The sequence below is a fragment of the Cocleimonas sp. KMM 6892 genome (assembly GCF_035798195.1).
In the GTDB taxonomy this organism is placed as follows: Bacteria; Pseudomonadota; Gammaproteobacteria; order Thiotrichales; family Thiotrichaceae; genus Cocleimonas; species Cocleimonas flava.
The window spans coordinates 81,818-97,465 of the sequence record NZ_JAPFBV010000010.1; the positions used below are offsets into that span (position 1 = coordinate 81,818).

General features: G+C 40.7%; 17 protein-coding genes. 12 read left to right on the forward strand and 5 right to left on the reverse strand.

What is annotated here, in order from left to right:
* The first annotated feature begins 251 nt into the window (after positions 1-251).
* Positions 252-1,016 (forward strand): hypothetical protein, encoded by a 765-nt coding sequence (locus OO007_RS19685; protein WP_325810106.1) that lies wholly within the window; start codon positions 252-254, stop codon positions 1,014-1,016.
* Between the two features lie 8 nt (positions 1,017-1,024).
* On the opposite strand, the gene OO007_RS19690 is transcribed toward OO007_RS19685, so the two are convergent.
* From OO007_RS19690 to OO007_RS19710, 5 genes are all read right to left on the reverse strand, one after another.
* Entirely contained in the window at positions 1,025-1,783 is a 759-nt protein-coding gene (locus tag OO007_RS19690; RefSeq protein ID WP_325810107.1) for an ABC transporter permease, read from the reverse strand.
* On the reverse strand, positions 1,783-2,715 hold the full coding sequence (locus OO007_RS19695) for an ABC transporter ATP-binding protein (protein WP_325810108.1): 933 nt from the start codon (positions 2,713-2,715) through the stop codon (positions 1,783-1,785). Before OO007_RS19695 ends, OO007_RS19690 begins: the two co-directional genes overlap by 1 nt.
* Positions 2,712-3,914: an ABC transporter permease gene (locus tag OO007_RS19700; protein WP_325810109.1), complete on the reverse strand. Its 1,203-nt coding sequence runs from the start codon at positions 3,912-3,914 to the stop codon at positions 2,712-2,714. The genes OO007_RS19695 and OO007_RS19700 overlap by 4 nt, the downstream gene beginning before the upstream one ends.
* Positions 3,915-3,922: 8 nt before the next feature.
* Positions 3,923-4,831 (reverse strand): glycine betaine ABC transporter substrate-binding protein OsmF, encoded by a 909-nt coding sequence (osmF, locus tag OO007_RS19705; RefSeq protein WP_325810110.1) that lies wholly within the window; start codon positions 4,829-4,831, stop codon positions 3,923-3,925.
* Between the two features lie 351 nt (positions 4,832-5,182).
* Positions 5,183-6,613 carry an aminotransferase-like domain-containing protein gene (locus tag OO007_RS19710; RefSeq protein ID WP_325810111.1) on the reverse strand — a complete coding sequence of 477 codons (1,431 nt, stop codon included), beginning with the start codon at positions 6,611-6,613 and terminating at the stop codon, positions 5,183-5,185.
* 126 nt (positions 6,614-6,739) lie between these two features.
* On the opposite strand from OO007_RS19710, the gene OO007_RS19715 reads away from it, so the two are divergent.
* The 11 genes from OO007_RS19715 to OO007_RS19765 all read left to right on the forward strand — a co-directional run bounded on the left by OO007_RS19715 (position 6,740) and on the right by OO007_RS19765 (position 15,400).
* On the forward strand, positions 6,740-7,636 hold the full coding sequence (locus OO007_RS19715; RefSeq protein ID WP_325810112.1) for an EamA family transporter: 897 nt from the start codon (positions 6,740-6,742) through the stop codon (positions 7,634-7,636).
* A 299-nt stretch (positions 7,637-7,935) separates the two neighbouring features.
* Positions 7,936-8,322, forward strand: coding sequence for a hypothetical protein (locus OO007_RS19720; protein ID WP_325810113.1), 387 nt, complete (start codon positions 7,936-7,938; stop codon positions 8,320-8,322).
* Positions 8,323-8,431: 109 nt separating this feature from the next.
* Positions 8,432-9,664 (forward strand): NADH:flavin oxidoreductase/NADH oxidase family protein, encoded by a 1,233-nt coding sequence (locus OO007_RS19725; protein ID WP_325810114.1) that lies wholly within the window; start codon positions 8,432-8,434, stop codon positions 9,662-9,664.
* 275 nt (positions 9,665-9,939) lie between these two features.
* Positions 9,940-11,190, forward strand: a complete 1,251-nt coding sequence (locus OO007_RS19730) for a hypothetical protein (RefSeq protein WP_325810115.1) — start codon at positions 9,940-9,942, stop codon at positions 11,188-11,190.
* Positions 11,191-11,623: 433 nt separating this feature from the next.
* Positions 11,624-12,073 (forward strand): DUF6985 domain-containing protein, encoded by a 450-nt coding sequence (locus tag OO007_RS19735; RefSeq protein WP_325810116.1) that lies wholly within the window; start codon positions 11,624-11,626, stop codon positions 12,071-12,073.
* A gap of 101 nt (positions 12,074-12,174) precedes the next feature.
* On the forward strand, positions 12,175-12,441 hold the full coding sequence (locus OO007_RS19740; RefSeq protein WP_325810117.1) for a hypothetical protein: 267 nt from the start codon (positions 12,175-12,177) through the stop codon (positions 12,439-12,441).
* A 723-nt stretch (positions 12,442-13,164) separates the two neighbouring features.
* Complete coding sequence (locus OO007_RS19745; protein WP_325810118.1) at positions 13,165-13,545, forward strand: DUF3592 domain-containing protein; 381 nt, start codon at positions 13,165-13,167, stop codon at positions 13,543-13,545.
* Between the two features lie 98 nt (positions 13,546-13,643).
* Positions 13,644-13,922, forward strand: coding sequence for a hypothetical protein (locus OO007_RS19750; protein ID WP_325810119.1), 279 nt, complete (start codon positions 13,644-13,646; stop codon positions 13,920-13,922).
* A 95-nt stretch (positions 13,923-14,017) separates the two neighbouring features.
* Positions 14,018-14,467: a DUF6985 domain-containing protein gene (locus tag OO007_RS19755; RefSeq protein WP_325810116.1), complete on the forward strand. Its 450-nt coding sequence runs from the start codon at positions 14,018-14,020 to the stop codon at positions 14,465-14,467.
* A gap of 101 nt (positions 14,468-14,568) precedes the next feature.
* Complete coding sequence (locus OO007_RS19760; RefSeq protein WP_325810117.1) at positions 14,569-14,835, forward strand: hypothetical protein; 267 nt, start codon at positions 14,569-14,571, stop codon at positions 14,833-14,835.
* Between the two features lie 232 nt (positions 14,836-15,067).
* Complete coding sequence (locus tag OO007_RS19765) at positions 15,068-15,400, forward strand: hypothetical protein (protein WP_325810120.1); 333 nt, start codon at positions 15,068-15,070, stop codon at positions 15,398-15,400.
* Positions 15,401-15,648 lie beyond the last annotated feature (248 nt).

Consider the following 15,648-nt stretch of genomic DNA (forward strand, 5'->3'; position numbering starts at 1 on the left):
TCATCAATTTTTGTTAAATGTTATTTTCAAAATGTTTTATTTTTAGTACTTAACTAAACATCTTAGTTAGATACTTAGTTAGATACTTAGTTAGATACTTAGTTAGATACTTAGTTAGATACTTAGTTAGATACTTAGTTAAATAGTCATTCACTCTATTGTAGAAGATTTAAAGTCACCCCCCTACTTTAAAGCACATTTTTGAGTAAATTAATCTATCATCAATGCATACAAATCACTGTGAATATAATATGACCGATTTAAATGTTAAAGAAGCCGCCAAAAAACTGTTAAGCCTGCGCGTAGCTGGTACTAAATCAGCCCGATTAAGCGAGCATCTGCGTCCACGCAATATGGAAGAAGCTTTGCAGATTCAATCCTCCATGATGGAACAACACAGCGACAAGGTCGGTGGTTGGAAGTGTTTATTACCGCTTTCTGATGATGAGTTTGTGGTTGCACCTATATTTTCAGAAACCATACAGCGCGGAGAAAACTGTACCCTGTTTAAAGATAATGGCGTTGCACGTATCGAACCGGAAATCACATTTATACTTGGCAAAGATTTACCAGCCAATCCAGATGGTTACAGTGAAGATCAAATTAACGAAGCAATTGTCTCATGTCACATGGCATTAGAATTAATGCAGGATCGTTTTGCGGATGATAGTGGTATAGAATTCTACGAGAAACTCGCCGATGGCTTAGTCAACCAAGGACTGTTCATTGGCCCAGAAATAGAACGAGAAAAAGCCTTCAATACGGCCAAAATCGACATTACCGTAACACAGGAAAATAAAACACAATCTTTTGCGGGTGTTCACCCAAATGCGGCGGCGCATAGTCCAGTCTATTGGCTGATAAATTACATGACACTGCGTGGAGTAAGTTTTCATGCGGGTGAAGCCATTATCACAGGGTCTTTTTGTGGCATTGTCGAAGTCGAATTCGATGCACCCACAACAGTCACTTATGATGGGCTCGGTGAATATCAGCTACGTTTTATCGAGAAATAAACGAAAAATTAGTCATTTGATATTGAATACTTGGCAAGGAGTAACGCTTCGAGTTGCACTAAAGCGTCATAAATCAATACCGCAAACAAACCAACGATTAAACCACCCTGTAAAACATAAGCCGTATTGTTCGTCAGCAAACCCGCAATAATAACTTCACCTAAGGTTTTTGCGGCAACGGTCGAACCGATGGTAGCGGTACCTAAAGCGATGACTACGGATAATCTAACCCCTGTAAGTATGACAGGTAAGGCCAGTGGAATTTCGACGCGAATCAATCTTTGCCAACGACTCAAACCTAGCCCTCTCGCGGCTTCCATGGTGGCGGGGGGCAAGGTTGAAAACCCTGTAATTGCATTTTCAAAAATCGGTAATAGCCCATACAGAAAAAGTGCAACCAGTGTTGGCCCAGTGCCAAACCCCAAAGCAGGCACCGCTAATGCTAATACGGCCACAGGTGGAAACGTTTGCCCCATATTGGTAATGGTGCGTGACAAAGGTAAAAAAGCAGCCCCCGATGGTCGTGTCACAAGAATGGCTAATGAAACAGCCACCAGCGTTGCCGCAATAGAAGCCAGTGCTACAAGCCCTAGATGACTTAACGATAGTGATAACAGTGAGGCTCTCTCGTAGATTATGGGGCCATTCTCTGGCGCAAAAGGCTGGAACGCCCAGCTAAACCACGTTGGCATTACCACTAGGCTTATTAACAAGACGACAAGTAATACGCGTACTATCGTCGACCACTTTATTGCGTTTTTTTTCATCAAGAAATTGCAGCGCGTTTACGAATAGCATCCAATGTTACTCGACCCAGTAATGAGCCGTCTTGTACCACTGGCAATGCATCCCGACCTGTCCATAGACAGATTGAAAGCGCATCTCTCAGACTTGTATTTGCTTCGACAGATTCACCTTCTGCTGAACCATCTTCAATAAATTCTGAAACAGGAAACAGAGATAAAAGTCGTAACGATCGATCCACGCCACCCACCATATTTGCCACAAATTCTGTCGCAGGTTTCTGGATGATTTCTGCAGGTGTTCCGTATTGCACCAGACGTCCTTGATCCATAACTGCTACCCGGTCACCCAGTTGCATTGCCTCTTCCATATCATGCGTCACCAACATAATAGTGGAGCCCAGCGTTTGCTGAATACGGCGCAGATCTATTTGCGCTTGGGCGCGAATAATCGGATCAAGTGCACCGAAGGGTTCGTCCATCAATAATAAATCTGGTCGTGAAGCCAGTGCCCTTGCCACTCCCACTCGTTGCAATTGTCCACCCGATAATTCGGCAGGAAAACGATCGCGATACTGGTCCGGCTCTAGTGCAAACAAACTCAATAGCTCATCTACGCGATCATCGATTTTTTCTGATGACCAACCTAACAGTGTCGGGACAATTGCGATATTACGTGCAACCGTGTAATGCGGAAATAAGCCATGACCTTGAATGGCGTAGCCAATGCGTCGTCGTAAATCTGTTTTAGAAACTGAATGGGTCGATTTACCGTTAATCCTTACCTCACCGGAAGTTGGTTCAACCAGGCGATTGATCATGCGCAGCAATGTTGTTTTACCAGAACCTGAAGTACCTACGATTACTGTGATAGTCGCGGTATCGACTGTCATTGAGACCTCATCTACAGCAGCCACACCATCATAGAGTTTGCTAATCTTATCTATCTCGATCATGAGGGTTTCCTTGGCATCCCTTGTGTGTGTTGTGTGGATTGTGAGGGTTGAGTCACTTCGACCAACACATCCATAACGATAGCGGCGGTTAGCGCTAATGCCACAGTAGGTAATGCACCTAACAGTATCAAGTCTGTAGCCGTTTGATTGAGTCCCTGAAAAACAAATGTGCCAAAACCACCGCCGCCAATTAATCCGGCGATTACAGCCAAGCCAATATTTTGTACCAAGGCAATTCGAAGACCTGCGAGAATAACGGGCAATCCAAGGGGTAACTCAACACGAAACAAGCGTTGCATTAGCGTCATACCCATTCCTCTGGCTGCATCACGAACGGATTCTGGCGCACTTTGTAATCCGCTAACCATATTCGCGACAACGGGTAACAGTGAATACAGCAATAAGGCTAAAAAAGCGGGAGCAAAACCCACTCCCGCAATACCAATTGCTTTAGCGGCTGGGACTGTACTTGCAATCCAGCCTAACAAAGGAATCATAATACCGAACATCGCCAATGATGGAATGGTTTGTAGAAAGCTCAGAACCGGAAGTGCAATTCGGCGTAGCCCAGCATGGTGGTAACACAGTATGCCAAGCGGAATACCTATGACCGTAGCCGCCGCTAATGAACCAAAGGCAAGACCAAGATGCCGCAGCGCTGCATTGTAAAAAGCCCCCTGACGACTGGCATATTCTTTCATTATCGATAAATCGGACAATGCGCCAGAACCCAACAATATAAAGAGTACAGTGACTATGGTGAGTAACAGCCCTAAGCGCGTCATAGGTCCCGGAGAAAGCTGGGTTAAAGCATCAGCCATTAACAGGATTAAAACCGCGAGCAGACACCAAAAACCTAATCCGGGAGAAACCCGGGCGTATTCTCCTGCACCTTGCAGTAATTGCGGCGCACTTTGAGAAAGTAACCAGAACAGCCCCGCTAATCCAAGCACTGCACCCGCTAAACGCACGCGAGGCCATGATGCAAACAGACCGAGAATTAAACCAGTGATGATAGATAGCAATCCGGGATATATGACTTCTGGCCCTGCCAACTGCCATGCAGTTAACCCCTTGCCTTCGACAATACGATTGGCGGCTAGCGTCATAAATGGCGCTAGCAGTGAAGCAAAGCCGAATAAAGCGAGCAATACGCCTGGTGCAGAGAGACCAAACCTTCCTGCTCGCGCTGGAATCACAGCTGAGATTAGTCTAGTACGCCTGTTTTACTCAGGTATTCACGCGCCACAGCTTCCGCAGGTTCGCCACCCACTTGAATGCGACCGTTCAATTTTTGCAACGTTGTCATTGTGAGTTCAGCGAAGATTGGGTTAAGCACGGTCGCAATTGATGGGTACTTTTTTAACACCGCATCACGAACCACAGGAGAAGGTTCGTACACTGGTTGTACACCTTTATCATCGCTCATCACTACTAAGCCGGCAGCGCCCACACCACCATCAGTGCCATAAGCCATCGCCGCATTTACGCCCGAAGTACCACGCGCAGCTGCTTGAATCGTTGCAGCTGTATCACCACCTGAAAGCACCACGGTTTGATCAGGAGTCATTTTAAATTTATAGGCTTCCTGCATCGCAGGTAATACCGCGGGAGAAGAAACAAACTCCGTTGATGCTGCCAGCTTTACTTCGCCACCGCCTGCTACCCATGCACCAAATTCAGACATTGTGCTTAACTTGTTTTTTTCAGCTACTGCTGCTGTTACGGCAATCGCCCAGGTGTTATTAGCAGGTGCAGATTGTAACCAGGTTAGTTTATTTTTCTCCGCATCTAATTCAGCGGCACGTGCATAAGCCGCCTTTGCATCTTTCCAGACTGGGCTATCGGCCTCGTTGAAAAAGTATGCAGCATTACCCGTGTATTCAGGGTAAATATCAATTTGATCAGCCAGCAACGCTTCGCGCACGACTTGTGTTCCGCCGAGTTGTAATCGACGTTCAACGGGTAAACCAGCATCTTCTAAAGCCAATGCAATAACATTGCCAAGTAAACCACCTTCTGTATCGATTTTAGATGAGACTACGATGTCAGCTTGTGCAACACTGGTAAAAGCAAGACTTATACTGGCTGCAAAAAAAGCAAATTTGATGTTCATGTTAAGGTACTCTCTGAATAAAATTAAGTTAAAAGTGGAACACGTGATCCAATAATTAATGCCTTTTTACTAGAGAAAAATCTCCGCCTGAACATTAGGATGTAGATGCACATATACAGCGTACAACATAATAACAGTGATCACCAAAGTAGCCAAATTCACTCTTTCATTATCCCAAAAGAAGCATAGTTACCTCCAAAAATTACCTATGTTTACAGCAATCTAACGCATCAGACGTACAGATAAGGACAAGCAAAGCGTCAACTATTAAATTCTATAAATTTGTCTTCTAACAGCTAGAGAATAGTTAGTATTTGTGTGGTTATAGCGACGGCTTCTCTGCTTTTATTTTTAGGATGTCTTACTTTTACCCAGTGCCTTATGTACCCCAGTAGATAACTCAATCAAGGCTTGTTCAATGGTTCGTTTAGAATCATGCATCTCGGAAAGCCCCCATCCTAAATTGAGCCTGAAGTAATCGTGATAGAGTTTTCTCGTGGTGAATTGAGAACCCAAACGAATCTCAATGTTTGCTTCATCCGCAAATGCTTTCAGTTTTACATCCTGCAAATCGGGAACCTGAATCCACAGGGCAAGCCCTCCACTCGGGGCACTAACGGCTGAACCTTTGGGTAAATGGTGTAACAGTAAATCACGAAAGGCGCAGGCATTGGCAAAAATGATTTTACGAATATTTTGCAGATGTTTTCGGTATTGACCAGAATTCATAAAGTCCGCCAGACTCGCTTGCAGCAAGCCATTTTGACAGAACCGTTCGGTCGCATTCATCTCCACGCACGACTCAAGGTATCGACCTGCCGAACACCACCCTATGCGTAAACCATTGGCTAATGATTTCGAGACAGACGAACACCAAAGCACATAGCCATCGGTATCCCAATACTTGATAGGTAACGGAAAGGTATGCTCGTAACCTAATTCACTGTACACATCATCTTCAATGATTGGGATTCGATATTTATTCGCCATCTGCGCCAGACTTTGCTTCTGTTCAATAGACAGGCTGATGCCATGAGGATTCATATAAGAACTACTAAACAAGGCGGCTTGAATCTCTTTATTCTTAAATTTCTGTTCAAGCTGTTGCAAATCCACACCATCAGAATGGCTCGGAATTTCAACCACCAAACGCGACATGCTAGATAATAATTTGAGTAAACCATTAAAACAGGGAGAACTGATTGCGACGGCATCTCCGGGTTTAGTGGTGGCTAATAACGCCACGCGTATCGCATCCATACAGCCGCCACTGATAAAAATATCCTCTGGCGTCATGGTAAATCCATTACCCCCAAAATGATCTACCAGTGCTTGACGCAATTCGTGAATACCCTGCGGGTCTGAATAAGCGTGTAACAACGAATCATTTCGTTGAACACTACGTTTGATACTTCGCTGTAAAGAAAGTAGCGGAACATTTGAAGGGCACAAATGCGTAATTCCGAATGGCCCTGATGTCGAATTACTTCTGTGGTATTCGCCTGGCTCCAGATTTTTTGATACTTGCCGAGAACTGCTTTTGAATTGCGGTTGTGTGGGAATATCTCCCTGACTCACCGGTTTTGATACAAAAAATCCTGACTTGGGATGCGCCACAACCCAGCCCCTTTGTTCCAGATTGTGGTAACTATTCAGCGCGGTGGTCATGCTCACACCCATCTGTTTCGTTAGCTGGCGTAATGATGGCAAACGTTGTCCAGGCGTTAATTTATGACGTTGAATATCAACAATAATCAGCTCTGCAATGTCTTTATATTTCATAACGTCATTCAATCTCCTATTACATCTGTATCTTTTTTATTTAAAAATATTGTATCTGTTATTTGTTTTAGATGAAACGATAATAGATAAGCATCAGACAAGGTCTTTCGACAGGAAACTAATACCATGACAAAAAGAGATATATTCATCAGCTTGGCGCTAATGTGCTTATGGGGATTTAACTTCTCCGCAATCAAACTCGGCGCCATGCAAACAGACCCTATTTTGCTTACGGCATTACGTTTTACCTTTGCCGTATTCCCTGCAATTTTCTTTGTACGCAGACCACCCGAAGCGATTCGTTACCTGATCGCTTATGGCATCGTATTTGGTCTGGGTGTGTGGGGCATGATGGTTTGGTCGATCAACCTTGGCGTGTCTGCTGGCATGGCAGGCTTATTGATGAATATGAGCATCATACCCAGCTTGGCGATTGGCTATTTTTTACTAAAAGAACACTTAACGCCCTACAAAATTCTTGGTGCGGCACTGGCGATTGCCGGTCTGTTAGCCAGTATTACAATCACAGATGGTTCTGTGCCATTAAAAGCGCTTCCACTGACACTTATCGCTGCATTAAGCTGGAGTTTAATGTCATTCGTGGTCAAGCAATCGAAAACAAAACACGTGTTTGCCTTTAGCGTATGGGGGATGTTCTTTGCCCTATTTCCGCTGATTCTATTTGTGTTTATATTCAACGGAACACAACCGTTTATAGACCTGCCTTCTCAGCTCAATTCTGAAGTCTGGTTTTCAATATTATTTCAAGCCTATCCGACCACCTTACTGGGTTACTGGGTGTGGAATAGACTGACGATAAAATACCCTCTTTCCACCATGGCACCCTTCACGCTATTAACGCCAATCTTCGGTTTGATAGGAAGTATCATCTTTTTCCATGAAGATGTGAGCGTATTGAAACTACTCGCTTTTGCTTTGATATTGAGCGGTCTAGCTATTAGCCAATGGCGACCAAAAAAAGTGGAAATCACATCCGCGAAATTAAAAAGCGAATACAAATAAGGATAATGCTACCTTACCTAAAAAGCCGTAATCGGTGGTTTAAAAGTGATTTTTAACAACCTTTTAAAATCCTTTATACACCCCCCGGCTTTGGGGCACTTTTTTTAGTTTATCGTTTATTGATTAATCGTTAAATTACTGTATTTAACGAAATCATTTAACAAAGGCTTTTTACAACTGCTTTTTACAACGGCGTCAGTTAATATAAATTTGAATCAATACGCCTGCGTACTTTTGCAGTAAGATGAAAAGCAGATAAGCGACAGAACAAGAGACAGAGCAAGAAAAAAGGTAAAGCTATGAAAGTGTTATTTTTAATCAGTTGCCTCGTATTATGTTTAGGGGCTTATGCAACCAAGCCATGCCCTCCTTCCCCCTGTTTTGTTGAAGGAAAATTTAATCAAAACGTCTGTTTGGAAAAGTCTGAATGGGTGGCGATTGGTCGCATCAATCAAATAGTTGATGACCAAGTTGGTAACCCTATCAATAAGAATTTATCCCGTTTTGTTTTAAACATCGAGACATGGAAAAAGAACCCTCATGATTATCCCGACGCCCTCAAATTTAAAGTGGGCTGGTGCAATAACTCGAAAGAACTGCCAAAGGATAGTAAGGGTTTGTTTATTTTCTATGGCAAAAAAGGTTTCGACGCAAAGCCTGAGTATTATTGGTTTAGTAAAGTATAAAATTATGGGGTCTATATGTACTTTCACAATTTTATAGTCATCACTATCTCCACTTGTTCTTAGAAGTATCAAGAAGACTAATCACCCATCTTTATCACAGGAATCATCCATGAGTACGCACGTCGAGATTGACCAATCACTGACTCTGCCCTGCGGAGCAATCATCCGTAATCGACTAATGAAATCAGCCATGAGTGAACAACTTGGCGATAAACACCACAATCCCAAACCCGGTCTGGAAACACTCTACCGCACCTGGGCCGAAGGTGGTTTAGGCATTGCAGTCACTGGTAACATCATGATCGACCGTTCTGCGCTTGGAGAGCCCGCCAATGTGGTGCTCGACGAACAGAGTGATCTAGAAGCCTTTCGTCGCTGGAGTTCAGCGGGAAAAACGGGTGGTTGCGCGATCTGGGCGCAGCTCAATCATCCCGGCAAACAAATTCCAAACTTCCTGGTAAAAAAACCTGTTGCCCCTTCGGCTATCCCATTGGGCGGAGGACTAGCAAAAGGCTTCAACGAACCTCGGGCACTGGAAGACGCCGAGGTGCGTGACATTGTGCAACGCTTCGCACAAGCAGCTTCACTAGCTAAGCAAACAGGTTTTGATGGTGTCCAGATTCACGGCGCGCATGGTTATTTAGTTAGCCAATTTCTGTCACCTCGTCACAATCAACGCGATGATTACTGGGGTGGTGACGCCGATCGCCGTATGAATTTTGTACGTGAGGTCTACACCGCGATGCGGGCCGCCGTGGGCTCTGATTACCCCGTTGGCATCAAGCTCAATTCCGCAGATTTCATGAAAGATGGTTTTAGTGAAGAAGAATCCTCTGCTGTAGTTAAAGAGTTGGAACAACTAGGTATAGATTTGATAGAAGTCTCGGGTGGCACCTATGAAAGCCCCTCGATGATGGGACACAAACTTGCCGAAAGCACGATCAAACGTGAGGCGTATTTTTTAAGCTATGCAGAGAGTTTACGCGAAGTAGTAAAAACGCCATTAGTGGTAACAGGAGGCTTTCGTAGTAGCGCAGCCATGCGCGATGCTATTTCGAGCGGTGCCACAGATATGGTGGGACTAGCGCGGCCTCTCGCCGTGGTACCGGATATGCCAAACAGAGTACTTGCTGACCCCAACTATCGCATGACACTGCCTGAACCCACCACAGGCAAACCTAAGATAGACCGCATGGTCATGCTAGGTCTTACATGGTTTGAAACACAAATTCACCGCATCGCCAAAGGCAAATCCCCAGATGGAAATCTCTCAGCATGGAGAACGGTTTTTGATACATTACTGGCATCGGGGTGGTCGGCATTTAAGCAGAGAAGAGCTTAGGCACACTGTTACTAATACAGAGCGCTGTTTTATTTATCTATCTATTTATTTAATTATGTAGATAAATTGAAAGTGCCCAATTATTACTCAAAAGAAAAAGCAGAAGAAAAACAAGAAGAGAGATAAAAATAGAAGAAGAGTTCTACCATTTTAAATTCTTAAGTAAGTCTTGGTTATTGAGCAATCTCAAGCAATAAATTTGACGGCTGTTAGATAATAGCTGAAGGACTTACCGTGAAAAGACCGAGAAAACAACCCAACAAAGAATTGATAAAATGGACACAAAAACCCAAGTGAAAGATGCTCTTATCAACGAATACCATGTTCAAATCAGAGCTAATAAAGGCCCTGAACCAACCGCATTACAACCCACAAAAGCAGAATCCCCTGAGGGATCTGTTAATGAAAATATCGCTGTAGTCGTTGAAAGGGTTTTAAATAAAGACTCTTCGATGCTGAAGAAAGGCACAGTACAACCCATCGGTACAGATAAATTCAGTGCTTGGCAGATGACCTGCGATGAAGGCGGAATCAGTTATGAACAATCCTCCCCTAATCCCTTAAGCTATCTAACAACCGGAATCACATCCAATCTACACACTCAGCTGCAGCGTGGCATAGAGATCCTCAATCTGGATGTTGATAGCCTAAAGGTTGAGGCAAAAGTTTTCTTTAGGTTTCACGCCCCAATGTCAACACAATGGGCTGGGTTTACGGATAAGGTGGTTGCTAATATTTTAATCGTAAGCAAAGAACCTGCAAAAAAAATAACTGAACTCAAAGAACTAGCGCTGCGTTCCTGGGCTGCTGGTGATGTCTTGGCGAATAACACGGACATAGAACCGGAGCTTGTGATCAATGGACAACATTGGGACAACAAACATTCAATGGCTGGCAGTGTCCCAGACGACGTTTCAGTCGATAATGATCTGACACTTACCACCAAAACGTCTATGCTAAAACCTGAAACTCTGGAAGTTGGGGAAGATGTCGGCATAGGCCCAACATCATTGCTAAAGAAAGATATTAAATTCGCAGTAGTGGCAATCACAGAATTGGCTAACGATACACAAAGACCTTATCTACAAAAAATAAAAGTCAGAGCTATTCAGAAAAACTATGCATCTTGGGAGCTCTATGCAGATGACAGCTATGGCTATGACGGCTTGGATAAAGCACCTACATCCCTGGATTACCTAACCGCCGGAACTGCTTTTTGCCTGACCTCTCAGCTAGATTTAAACTTCAATTTTTTTCGGATAATAAACAAAAGCTTTTCTAAACATCATATTGAAGACTATCGCGTAGAACAGCAGATTAACTACAGAACAGAGAATTTCATGACGCCAAAAATGGCGGGTTATGCCGACAAAGTGATTACAAAAATTGTAATCAAAGGACAAGTCTCCGAAGAAAACGCCAATAAGTTTTTTAATCAATCACTACAGATGTGTTTTGCAGGCGAAGCCTTTGAAGATGAAACAGAAATCGTATCAACAATCTATCTGAATGGAGAGATTCAATAATACTGAAACGCTTCCTATCTAAGATAAGTGTAAAAGATACTTATAAGTCACCCCCCCACTTATAGAGGCTTTTTTCAGTTTTTTTTAGGCAAAAATAAAAGTATTTTCAGCTACGTTTCAATATATTTTTTTTAAGTAAGATACTCATGAATATTGACTAATGTTACTTGAATAAATCAGTTATAGACAATTCTTGCATACACCCCACTGTTAAAAACAGGTAATGACTTAATAATATAAAATGACCACATTACCTCTCAATAGACTGCTCTGCTTTAAAATCATTGGTTTCTGTATAGTAAGATAATTAATGCCTAACTATTTAAAACATCCACTTGTAGCGCCGTAAACTCGCATAAATTGAGCTAATCCGTATAGTAAGATATTATTTGCGTCTGTATAATAAGCTGTTAGCCAGCCAAGGGCTAAGAATATGAATAAAACTATATATTCAAAACTCTTTGATAAGGAAGTTACGCTATCAGTTTACCAAGATCAAAGCCAAAACAATGAAGATGTAAGTAGAAGGATAGATGAAAGTATTAATGCCTTTTTACGAATTGATACTTCCAATCTACAAATTATCAAATCAGAAATTTGGAAGCACTACAATACTTGTATGGTTAATATAGGTTATGGCTGTGTACCAGATGAGCTTATAGAAGAACATGGTAATACAAAAGCAAACCAAATTTACTTTGGATGCTTTGATGAGGAGTGTACTTATAAAAAAGCTAAACTAACTGAAGTTTATTTTCATGACTTTGAAACTGAAACTAGTTATTGCAGTGTGTTTTTTGACATTCCTTGGGAGGATGAACATGGTTTTGCAGTTCATTTTAAAGATAGTGAGATTGATAGCTTTACTAAAAAAAATGGCTAACAAGTTAATTAAAAATCGCACAACAAAAAACGTTGTGCTGGACTCGCTAACGCTCGCCTTTTATTAAGGCGTTATATTCCAAACCCTAAAAGAGAAATACTATGGGAAAGTGGTTTGTTAGAATTGGATACTTATTAATTCTAATTTCATTAATAGCTATTACTCCTTTGGGTGATTATTTTATAAATTTTTTACCTTTAATAGATGAGCTATGGTTTATATTTACTAATGATACTGAAAAGCTGCATTATACTTATTACAAAGTAGTTCCAGATCAAGGTCTTAGCTACTATTTCATTGTGCCTTTCTGTTTCGGAATAATATTTTTATTTCTTGGTAAGTATTTAAAAAAATCTAACTCATCGTAATTTGAAAATTTAGATCAATATCTGCTCTTTCTAGGTTTCTTCTCTGAAATTCTTCAAGACAATCTAAGCCCTTGTTTAAATAAAAATATAACAAGGTAATTAACTTGGAGCGCTTACGTTGGGTTTCTATTGCAGGTTTGCAGTTTCGGTTTAATTTAGCTTATGATTGTGTGCAAATTAATTAATCAGCGCCCCGTTATTACGGCGTTATGTGTACACCAAGAATTGGTTCTGGGTGTTTAATCAGTTAAAAAAGACCCCCCCCCACTTATTACCTGTTTTCATTGCATTCGGTTAAGTAAAATTTCTAGTACAAAACGGTGTATAACTTGGGTTCTTTGTATCGCTAGTTCAAACAGTAATCCGCACTGATGTGGTTACGTTTTTGAGTCATTTGTGTTTTTGTTGGTGAGATTTGCTAGTACAAAACAGCGAATTACTTGGGCAATGAAAATTTAGATTTTTGTTTGTTTTAACATTGGTTTTGTTTTCAAATAGCGTTTGGGTTTTAACAGTGTGCTTGCTTGGGTTTGGTTTACGTTGCTTTGGCTGGCTGTTATTTTGTTTGTTAGTTTTTGGTTGGCATCTGCTATTATTTAAAATTAATTAATCACCTAACAAGTTGCTTAATCGGAAAAACTACTCGCTGGCGCTCGCATTTTTCCGCTTAGCAAGGCGTTATATTTCTTATTAGTAGCGTACTTTTATATTAAAGGGATTTTAATGTCATTTGCTTTACTCATTGGACTTTTTTTACTTATCTTATGCGTAAAATTAACCATAGATGAAATAAAGTTCAGTAAAAACAAAGTAGAAACAGTCGGACGAATTATATCAATTCGTAAGGAGTCACATATGAACTCAGATGGTCATGTCCCTAGCGAGCTTTTCATTCCCAAAATAGAATTTGATGACCTGTTTGACAATAAAGTGGTATTTGAAAATGAGGGTTCATACAAAAATAATTTAAAACAAGGCCAAACTATTGCAATTGAGTATGAAAAATCAAACCCTCAAAATGCTGTAATTAAAACTTGGAATCGTTGGTTTATGGTGCTCATTTTATTACTATTTGCTACGACATGTATCTATAATGGGCTTTGACTATTAAATATAACAAGTTGCAGCATTGGAAAACCAACTCGCTGGCGCTCGTCGTTTTCCACTGTGCAAGGCGTTATGAATCTTAAACATAAGCACATATGATAATTGGTACTACATATCAAAATATAGAAATTAACGAATTTACCCTTAAACGTGAAGGAGAGGAATATTCTGTTTACTTTGAATTCACTTCAACGGAAGGCTCTTTCAAAGTAAAGCTAAGTGGCGTAAGAGACACCTATAACCTTTGTGATCTCTTAGAAGCAGAAAGGATATGGATAAAAGAAGAAAAAAACTCTCAAATTGAATATGGTCGTTTTACTTTGGGTATGTCTCATGAGTCTTATAGTGAATTTAATTTTGATGTTCTTTATTAATCATACTCATAACAAGTTGCAGCATTGGAAAACCAACTCGCTGGCGCTCGTCGTTTTCCACTGTGCAAGGCGTTAGCCAGCCAAGGGCTAAGAATATGAATAAAACTATATATTCAAAACTCTTTGATAAGGAAGTTACGCTATCAGTTTACCAAGATCAAAGCCAAAACAATGAAGATGTAAGTAGAAGGATAGATGAAAGTATTAATGCCTTTTTACGAATTGATACTTCCAATCTACAAATTATCAAATCAGAAATTTGGAAGCACTACAATACTTGTATGGTTAATATAGGTTATGGCTGTGTACCAGATGAGCTTATAGAAGAACATGGTAATACAAAAGCAAACCAAATTTACTTTGGATGCTTTGATGAGGAGTGTACTTATAAAAAAGCTAAACTAACTGAAGTTTATTTTCATGACTTTGAAACTGAAACTAGTTATTGCAGTGTGTTTTTTGACATTCCTTGGGAGGATGAACATGGTTTTGCAGTTCATTTTAAAGATAGTGAGATTGATAGCTTTACTAAAAAAAATGGCTAACAAGTTAATTAAAAATCGCACAACAAAAAACGTTGTGCTGGACTCGCTAACGCTCGCCTTTTATTAAGGCGTTATATTCCAAACCCTAAAAGAGAAATACTATGGGAAAGTGGTTTGTTAGAATTGGATACTTATTAATTCTAATTTCATTAATAGCTATTACTCCTTTGGGTGATTATTTTATAAATTTTTTACCTTTAATAGATGAGCTATGGTTTATATTTACTAATGATACTGAAAAGCTGCATTATACTTATTACAAAGTAGTTCCAGATCAAGGTCTTAGCTACTATTTCATTGTGCCTTTCTGTTTCGGAATAATATTTTTATTTCTTGGTAAGTATTTAAAAAAATCTAACTCATCGTAATTTGAAAATTTAGATCAATATCTGCTCTTTCTAGGTTTCTTCTCTGAAATTCTTCAAGACAATCTAAGCCCTTGTTTAAATAAAAATATAACAAGGTAATTAACTTGGAGCGCTTACGTTGGGTTTCTATTGCAGGTTTGCAGTTTCGGTTTAATTTAGCTTATGATTGTGTGCAAATTAATTAATCAGCGCCCCGTTATTACGGCGTTATGCGTAAGCAAAGGATTAAGAATTGGATCAATATTTAAAATTAGCAAAGTTAGCTGATTCTGTTGTTTATGAAGATTCAAAATCAGTGCAAGGCTCTAATTCTGCTGTCAATAGTATGTATTCTATTGTTCGGGATGCAGGCGAAGATGATCTTATGAGTTTAATTACGTTACTAGAAAATTCAGCAGCAAAAAAATGGCTTGCTCATCAGCTTGTTGAGCTTCACTCACTGCCTAAAGACGTAGAAGATAAATGCTTCAACATAGTCCAAGAACTAGCTAATAAAGATTCACTAAATGCAGTTGGTGAGCAGTTGTGGTTAGAAGAATGGAAAAGTAAACTTGGTCGCGCATAACAAGGCAATTAAACAATCGCACAACAAAAACACGTTGTGCTGGACTCGCTAACGCTCGCCGTTTATTGCGGCGTTATGTGTCCGTGTTCCCCACGAAAAATAGCCACTCTAAATTAGTTATACTTACTGAAATAGAGGACAATTATGATGGGAAGAAAAAAGAACCACGCATACACTGAAGAATTCCGTAAGGAAGCCGTAAAGCGCTCCGAAAAACCGGGTATTACTCAAGCCATGGTGGCTGAGGA